The 7,992-nt window shown below is 36.7% G+C and carries 11 protein-coding genes; all 11 read left to right on the top strand.

The features are described from left to right. The first annotated feature begins 162 nt into the window (after positions 1 to 162). The 11 genes from CJF42_RS23375 (at position 163) to CJF42_RS23425 (ending at position 7,852) form a co-directional block, all read left to right on the top strand. Positions 163 to 438, top strand: coding sequence for a hypothetical protein (locus CJF42_RS23375; protein ID WP_095368962.1), 276 nt, complete (start codon positions 163 to 165; stop codon positions 436 to 438). Positions 439 to 488: 50 nt separating this feature from the next. After that, positions 489 to 1,361 carry a baseplate assembly protein gene (locus CJF42_RS23380; RefSeq protein ID WP_095368963.1) on the top strand — a complete coding sequence of 291 codons (873 nt, stop codon included), beginning with the start codon at positions 489 to 491 and terminating at the stop codon, positions 1,359 to 1,361. Between the two features lie 2 nt (positions 1,362 to 1,363). Continuing rightward, a complete protein-coding gene (locus CJF42_RS23385) occupies positions 1,364 to 2,143 on the top strand; it encodes a phage tail protein I (protein WP_095368964.1) in 780 nt (259 codons plus the stop codon). A 193-nt stretch (positions 2,144 to 2,336) separates the two neighbouring features. Continuing rightward, the gene (locus CJF42_RS23390) at positions 2,337 to 2,861 is read left to right on the top strand and encodes a phage tail-collar fiber domain-containing protein (protein ID WP_095368965.1); all 525 of its coding nucleotides are present in this window, start codon (positions 2,337 to 2,339) and stop codon (positions 2,859 to 2,861) included. Between the two features lie 112 nt (positions 2,862 to 2,973). After that, positions 2,974 to 3,651, top strand: a complete 678-nt coding sequence (locus CJF42_RS23395; RefSeq protein WP_095368966.1) for a hypothetical protein — start codon at positions 2,974 to 2,976, stop codon at positions 3,649 to 3,651. 2 nt (positions 3,652 to 3,653) lie between these two features. Next, the gene (locus CJF42_RS23400) at positions 3,654 to 4,031 is read left to right on the top strand and encodes a hypothetical protein (RefSeq protein ID WP_095368967.1); all 378 of its coding nucleotides are present in this window, start codon (positions 3,654 to 3,656) and stop codon (positions 4,029 to 4,031) included. Between the two features lie 224 nt (positions 4,032 to 4,255). Beyond that, entirely contained in the window at positions 4,256 to 5,248 is a 993-nt protein-coding gene (locus CJF42_RS23405; protein WP_170940729.1) for a baseplate assembly protein, read from the top strand. Position 5,249: 1 nt separating this feature from the next. Then, the gene (locus CJF42_RS23410) at positions 5,250 to 6,011 is read left to right on the top strand and encodes a phage tail protein I (RefSeq protein WP_095368969.1); all 762 of its coding nucleotides are present in this window, start codon (positions 5,250 to 5,252) and stop codon (positions 6,009 to 6,011) included. Between the two features lie 40 nt (positions 6,012 to 6,051). Beyond that, a complete protein-coding gene (locus CJF42_RS23415) occupies positions 6,052 to 6,768 on the top strand; it encodes a phage tail-collar fiber domain-containing protein (protein WP_095368970.1) in 717 nt (238 codons plus the stop codon). A 2-nt stretch (positions 6,769 to 6,770) separates the two neighbouring features. Next, positions 6,771 to 7,550, top strand: coding sequence for a phage tail protein (locus tag CJF42_RS23420; protein ID WP_095368971.1), 780 nt, complete (start codon positions 6,771 to 6,773; stop codon positions 7,548 to 7,550). Between the two features lie 8 nt (positions 7,551 to 7,558). Continuing rightward, the gene (locus CJF42_RS23425) at positions 7,559 to 7,852 is read left to right on the top strand and encodes a hypothetical protein (RefSeq protein ID WP_095368972.1); all 294 of its coding nucleotides are present in this window, start codon (positions 7,559 to 7,561) and stop codon (positions 7,850 to 7,852) included. Positions 7,853 to 7,992: the final 140 nt, after the last annotated feature.

A 7,992-nucleotide genomic window follows, 5' to 3' on the forward strand; every position in this document is an offset into this window, starting at 1 on the left:
TTTTGGTTTTATGTTTGCTTTTATTATTAATCCGATTTTGCAATGGTTATTTCCAGAAATAGGCGCACCCAAATTACCGCTTGATACTATGATGGAATTAACCTTAGGCATGTTAGGTCTAGCTGGTTTAAGAACGATTGAGAAAATAAAAGGGGTGAGCAAATGATCAAAAGTTCCAAGGATGAAATAGAACAAAATCAATGGCATATGAAAAAAGAACTGAATTTGGCACATTTTATAACAACGGTTATGTTACTCGTTTCAGGCATACTCTATTTAGGAGATCTAGATAAACGCATCAATTCAAATGCACAAGATATTTTGCATTTGAAACAGATCCGCAATGAAGACCAAAAACGCATAGAAAAACGCTTAGATTCAATAGATAAAAAACTAGATACCTTATTAAGTAACCGTTTGGCATATAAAAACAGTTAACTTTGTGACAACCGGGCCTAAAAAGCCAAAATACCAAAAGAGCCTTTATTATGAATACGCCAATTGATTTAACCCAGCTCTTTGCGCCAGATATTGTTGAGGCGCTTGACTATGAAACTATTTTTAATGAAATGCTACAAGCATTACGACATAAAACAGACCAATTTAGCACTTTAATAGAATCAGATCCCGCTTATAAAATTCTTGAAGTGGCTGCTTATAGAGAATTATTACTTAGGCAAAGGGTCAATGATGCGTCTAAATCTGTGATGTTGGCTTATGCTACAGGTAATGATTTAGATAACTTAGCTGCTTTATTTGGGGTAAAGCGTCAGTTCACTGCAGATCCAAATTCAGAGTCAAAAGAATTAATTAAGGAGTCTGATCTGAGATTTAGAATGCGGATCCCTTTATCATTGGAAGGACATAGTACTGCAGGCCCTATAGGAGCCTATAAGTTTCATACATTATCGGCTTCGGGTCAGGTAAAAGATGTCTCTGTATCAACTCCTGAGCCGGGCAAGGTATTGGTAACAATATTAGCCAATACTCAAACTGGTTTGCCTTCACCAGAGTTATTGAATCTTATTTTAGAAAAATTAAATCATGAAGATATTAGGCCATTAACTGATTGGGTAAATGTGCAATCAGCGCAGATCATCGATTATCAGGTGGAAGCCAATATTGAACTCAATTCAGGCCCAGGGAAAATGCAATCTCTTGAAAATGTGAGAAGTAAAGTGAATGCTTTTGTACAACAAGCACATCAATTGGGTAATGAAATTACTTTATCGGGGTTATATGCGGCAATGCATCAACCTGGCGTGAAAAAAGTGAAACTATTACACCCTTTGTCAGATATTCAAGTTACTGCTGAACAAGCTGCTTATTGTAATGATATAAAAATACATTCAGGACAATAACGATGGGTAAAATAAAGCAAATTTTATTACCACCTAATGCAACAAAGCTTGAAGAAAATTTAGAGAGCACAGGTAGTAGATTACGTCAAATTCCAGTTGAAATTGGTAAACAATGGCACCCTGATACTTGCCCTGAAAATTTATTGCCTTGGTTAGCTTGGGCGTTATCGGTTGATGAATGGGATGAACAATGGACTGAACATGCTAAACGCGCCATGTTAAAGCAGTCGGTTTCTATTCATAAACATAAAGGCACTGTTGGTTCAGTAAAAAGAGCACTTAAAGCCCTTAATATAGAATTTGAATTTTTAGAATGGTTTGAAGCGTGTGAAGATATTGCATTAGCACCGATCCATAGTAGTCAACCCTATACCTTTGTTTTTATCGCTTGGGCCAATGAAAACCCCTATACAAGCAATGAAGTGTTTTTAAATCCAGACTTATATGACGTTTTATTGAGAGTGATTAATCGGGTTAAACCCGCCCGCTCACATTTTGATTTTTTAGTTGGCGCCAAAATCAACTCAAATCTGTTATTAGGTACAGCATCAACTGGTTGGTGTCAGGTAAGGCGTTTAAGCAATGAAACTAAACCAGTAAAATTGCCACCAAGTAATACACAGTTAGCAGCCAGTTTAATTACCAGTCGTAAAAATGTGCAAGCAACGCGTATTTCGAATCAAACGACAGCGGTGCAGTTAGGGGCGGTTATAAGCAATATAAATGCAAAGTTACATTTGAATAACCGACGTTATAGCGTTGCACGATTTTATTTAATCTAATACATATTTTAAATCAGATAAAACCCATATCGATTTTAAATCGATATCTCATATGAATTCCTTTAGGTCTCGATGATATTTCGCATCATAGCCAAGTTCTGAAACCAACCCTTTTAGAAGCGCTTTAAGCTACGTTATTGCTATTGAAAAGGGAATAAACATGTAAATAATTTAATCAACTAAGGAGTAAACCGTGAGCACTATATTAAAGCCCACAATTACCACTAAGGGTTTGCAAGCTATTTTTAATGCTGATAGCAACGGCTTGCAGGCGCAAATAACAGCCATAGGTCTAGGTGATCAAGCTTATGAGCCAAATCAAAACCGTACTGCATTAGGTGCAGAAAAAAACCGTATCAATATTGCAAGTGGTAGATTAGTGAGCCCAACTCAAATTCATATGAGTGTGATAGATGATTCAAATAAAACTTTTTGGGTACGAGAAGTCGGCTTTTATTTAGCTGATGGCACCTTATTTGCCGTGTACTCAGAACCTGATAAAGCATTGGCTTTTAAGTCCCCTGAAGTTGATTTATTACTGGCATTTGATTTGGCGTTAACAGGTGTTCCTGCAGGTTCAGTCAATATTATAGATCAGGGTGTTGATTTAAACATTTTAATCGCACCAGAACTGGCAAAAATGGCGACAGCGCAAATCAGTAATATGTATCGATTTATTAAACAAAAATTTGCCTTAATAAAGGCAGGTATTCACTAGGAAATATTGCGCCTTCGAGACTGAATCAATTTCAGTCATGAACGTCAATATGTCTTAATCCCCCCCCCTTTTAAACCTCAATTTAAAAATATCATTTTAAAGGAGAATATTTATGGCTCTAGAGCAAGATATTGCCGAATTAGTCACGGCATCAAATAATTTAACCCAGATTGTTGATGATAAAATACAACAAATTGATAGTAAAGTAATAAGTGCAGAGAGTAAGATCGATTCAGCAATATTAAACTTTGCTAAAAGTCACTCATCACAAGTAGTCTCATACTACGATAATACACGGCATTCTCAAACAAGTATAAACCCTGAAATAGATCCGTTAGATGAAACTAAAACTAAATGGATAGCCTTGCCTACAACAGACACAGCCTTCCATATGTATCCATCTGTTAATAGGTTAACTAAAATTCATACTACAAACTGTTATAGCTATCATCCAGGGCATTATGAAGACCCTAAACATTCTATAGATCATAGCTGTACTAAGGTACAGTTTGTTTTGGCTAATGATAGTGCGTCAAGTGAACAAATTAACACTCAGTTAGCATTGCAAAATACTAATCATACATATCATGGTGGTTGGTGGAATGGTACCGGTGTTTTTGATGCAAAAGTTGTTAGAGTGCCAGGACTTCACCCCTATAGTCGATTATTTATTCGTTATATAAATGGAACAGTAATCGAAGGAAAGTCACCTCAAAATGTTCTGAATTTTGGTGGGAATCCAACATTATCAGTAACAAAAGTAATTAACTACCCATATATAAAGGCATAATTATGATTGATTTTAATGAGCAAATCCCAACCAAAGAAGAGTTTTTAAAAAAGCAAAAAGAAAACAATAAGTTGATTGCTAGAGGGAAAATATCAATAAATGTCGCTGATATAGCAAGTCTACTAGGCACGACATCAGATTCAATTCACTTAGTCTTAGTTGAGTTAGCAAAATTATGTGAGTCATTAAATAAAGTAAACACTTTAGCTGAAGTAAGAAGTTCAGCTAAACCATTAACAGATTTGTTAGCTGGTTTTATCGCTAAAGTTAATAGCAATGAAGTACAATTACCATATCAAGCTAAAGGCATAGATCAAGTGATAGCTGATATAGAAAGCAGAGCGACATCTGTCGCGAAAATATTAACTAATAATAGTTAAGGTCATACTTGACCTGTTTCTATTAGTTAAACAGGGTATGATGTCACTAAGCTAGCATGTATTCATAATTGAATACGTATTTAGTATAAACATTTTCCCTTGTTTCAAGCCCTACACATCATGTGATAGGGCTTTTTTTGTACTTAAATTTTTTTAAAATCAGCATAATGCAAGTCTTTATATTTGCAGCTGATTTTTTATTTGATAACGCAATGGAGTTAAATATGAGTCAAATTAATTTTAGCCCAGTTGATATCAGTAAACTACCCATACCTAATGCCATAGAATCACTTGATTTTGAATCAATTAAAACAGAGATTCTGGCAGATTATGCGTCTCGATATCCCAATGCACATATTGAATTAGCATCAGAGCCTGTTGTTAAATTAATAGAGACATTCGCATATCGAGAGTTATTGGTACGCCAGCGGGTTAATGATGGTGCAAATGCAGTATTACTGGCAAAAGCAACAGGCGCTCAGCTTGATTATTTAGGCAATCGTTTTAACGTAAAGCGTCAATTGATTACACAGGGTAATAGCAATGTAACGCCAGCGATTGCAGACGTTTATGAAACGGATGATCGTTTTCGTAAACGAATACAATTATCGCTAGAAGGCTTTTCGACTGCGGGACCCATAGGGGCATATGTATACCATGCTTTGGCAACCTCTGCTTTGGTAAAAGATGTAACCATAGATGCACCTGAATTTAGTTATGCTGATATAGCACCAGCTTTATTAGCACAATTACCTGACAATGTAGTGATATTACACTGTACTTATGATGCCGGATTAACCAACCCTATGCCCGGAGATGTTGCTGTTACAACCTTGAGTACACAAGGTAATGGTAAAGATGAAGTTTTGGCAAGCGCTGTCATTACAGCGCTCAGTGATGATGATATTAGGCCTTTGACCGATCATGTTTGTAATCGAGCAGTCGAAATCATTGAATATGAACTCAATGCAACCTTATTTTGTTTTAAAGGCACTGATAGTCAAGCAATTAAAGCTGCATCGTTACAAGCTGTAAAAGATTATATGAAACAACACCATAAACTCGGGCTTGCGGTAACACAGTCTGCATTATATTCCGCTTTACATCAGCCTGGCATTGAACGCGTTGTATTACATAGCCCCAGTTCAGATATTATGGTTGAAAACTATCAAGCGGCATATTGTATGAGTGAGCAAGTTAATATTAAGGCAGCATAATATGACTTTTACTGATAAGGCCTCATTCAATAGCAAAGCGAAACACAGTTTACTACCACCAAACGCAACACAGCAAGAAAAGCAAATAGCATTGGCGGCTAGCCGTATTAGTAACCTTGCTGTGCCCATAAAGCATTTATGGGATCCATTAAAATGTCCGGAGCATTTATTACCTTGGTTAGCATGGGCATTATCGGTTGATGAATGGGATAATAATTGGTCAGTCTCTATTCAACGAGAAGTCATAGCCAATAGCACCCAAGTTCATAGAACTAAGGGCACAGTGAGCGGTGTTCGTAAGGCATTAGCAAGTCTAAATGCCAGTATCGCGCTCACTGAATGGTGGCAAAATGGCGGGGTACCGCATACAGCACAATTAACTGCGTTAGCACGAAATAACTTAACAGCCAGTGGTGATACATTACTAACACCTCAGCTGCAGGCACAACTTTGGCGTATTGTATCTGCCACTAAACCTGTGCGAAGCAAACTAGATTTTAGTGTTGGTGTTCAGCAAGATAAAGCTATTCATACATCGGGTATTGGCACAACACATAATCTCAGTCGCCAAGATATTAATACCGAAGTTGATAATGGCTTATCAGCAAGCTCATTACATATATCACAAGTCGCTAATGCAGTAAAAATCAGTCGAACGCATATATCAGCTCAACCTAATGCGCAATTAAAGAGCGATATGGCAATGGCGCTTGCCATGGGTTCTGCAATTCATTTAAGTCGGGCAACCATGCGCAGTCAATAATCTGCACTTTATATAGTAGCAATCAAAAAGGAGAGTTTTTATGAGTGATTATACGCCCTTAATAACGCAAGCGGGCCTAAATGCAGCGGTAAATGCAACGCAAGGAGGATTTAAAATAGAGATCAGCCATATTGCCGTTGGCGATAAAGGCTATTTACCTAATCGAAATCAAACTGTTTTGCAAAATGAAAAAGATCGTGTGATGGTCTCTGGTGGTAAACATGCAGGCCCAGGGCAATGGCATTTAACAGGGGTATTTGAAAAAGAAGACAATTTTGCAGTTCGTGAAGTTGGTTTTTATTTAACGGATGGTACTTTATTTGCTGTTTGGTCTCACCCAGTTAATACCTTATTTTATCAAACACCGATTGCAAAAGTGATACAAGGGTTTGACTTGATTTTATCAGGCGTACCTGTTGATGCCATTTCGGTAGATATTAGTGGAGATTTAAATCTTTATTATGGTGATGAGTTTTTGTCTTTAGCTGTCACACAAACTAAGCAGCTTATCGCCCAAGTTCAAACCATGCATCGTCAAATTCAATTTAATACTCGATTACAACAAAGCGATGTTGCAATAACCCAAGCTAAGCAACTTATTGCGCAAGTTCAAACCATGTATCACCAAATTCAAGTAGATCACAAAGCGCAATTTTTATCTTTTGCAGTCGCGCAAACTAAGCAACTTATCGCGCAAGTTCAAACCATGTATCGCCAAATTCAATTTAATGATAAATCACTAAAAACAGGAGTTTAATAATGAGCATAGAACAGAGTCTTACTCAGTTGCAGCAGGCAAATGCCGAATTGCACCAAGGAGTAAATAGCTTAACACACGAAGTTACCTCAAAAATGGGTGAAATAAATTCAAAGCTTGCTGCAAAGGAATCACAAGTAGATGCATTCTTAGCAGACGCTCAACCCGAAACACGCTACGAGCAGGATATATTTATTGGTGGATCTAAAGATTATTTATATCCAGTTTGGTGGCGATTTCCTAATAATTCTAGTGGGGTTAGTAATTTAACTGTTTGTCGAACCTATTCCTGGAATGGAGGCGTATCCGAGCGACCGTTAAATACTGGCTCTGCACATCAAGCTGCATTGTTATTAGAGCTAGAAGGTAATGATAGCCCGTGGGGAGGGGATGCCCATATACTAAATATAAAACGTTTTCATGAGGGTTATAACTCAACAGTTAGCCATGTTGCTTATCAAATGTATTGTAAAGCTGAAAAAGTTGATCCGGATAAACCTTTATATTCAGGTGCTAATTTGAATTTTTCATCTCAAGAACGAACACGTTCAGGTTTGTATTTACGAGGTGGTGGTTTGACTTATCGCATTATTAAAAACTGGATTGGAGATGTAAGCTTTCATGATGGTAGCGACCAACTGAGACGAAATATATCAACAACTAATCTTGAGCCTTGGTCAGTTCGTTGGTATGCAGAGCCAATTCCATTTACAGATCGTGATGCACCGATTACTTCAACAATTCCTTATATTAATCATCCTTACACACCGCCATCGGCATAGGAAATAAAATGATAATTAAACAGTTAGAAATTAATGGTCACTTATTTATTAATGTTCCAGCAGATATAAAGACATTAATGGAATTAGGAGTGTCTAACCAAAAAGCACTTGAATTGATCGCTGAAACTGAACAAAAGGCAAAATTTGAACGCGTATTACAGCAACGTATTTATGCATACAAAAATGAATCTGATCCTTTATATATGGAGTATCAGTACGATAAAACATCAGAATCGGAAAAAAAATGGCGAGACAGGGTAACTGAAATTAAAACATGTTATCCGCTTCCTGAAGTTTCTTAAAATATTAATTCTGATAATTAAATAATACGGTCATACTTGACCTGTTTTTTTCAGCTGAAAAATGTAGAATTTATCCATACTAAAATAAAGACTATTTAAATAGTTAATACATAAATCAGTAACACCTCAATAACCCGTGG

Source organism: Pseudoalteromonas sp. NBT06-2 (assembly GCF_002276045.1).
In the GTDB taxonomy this organism is placed as follows: Bacteria; Pseudomonadota; Gammaproteobacteria; order Enterobacterales; family Alteromonadaceae; genus Pseudoalteromonas.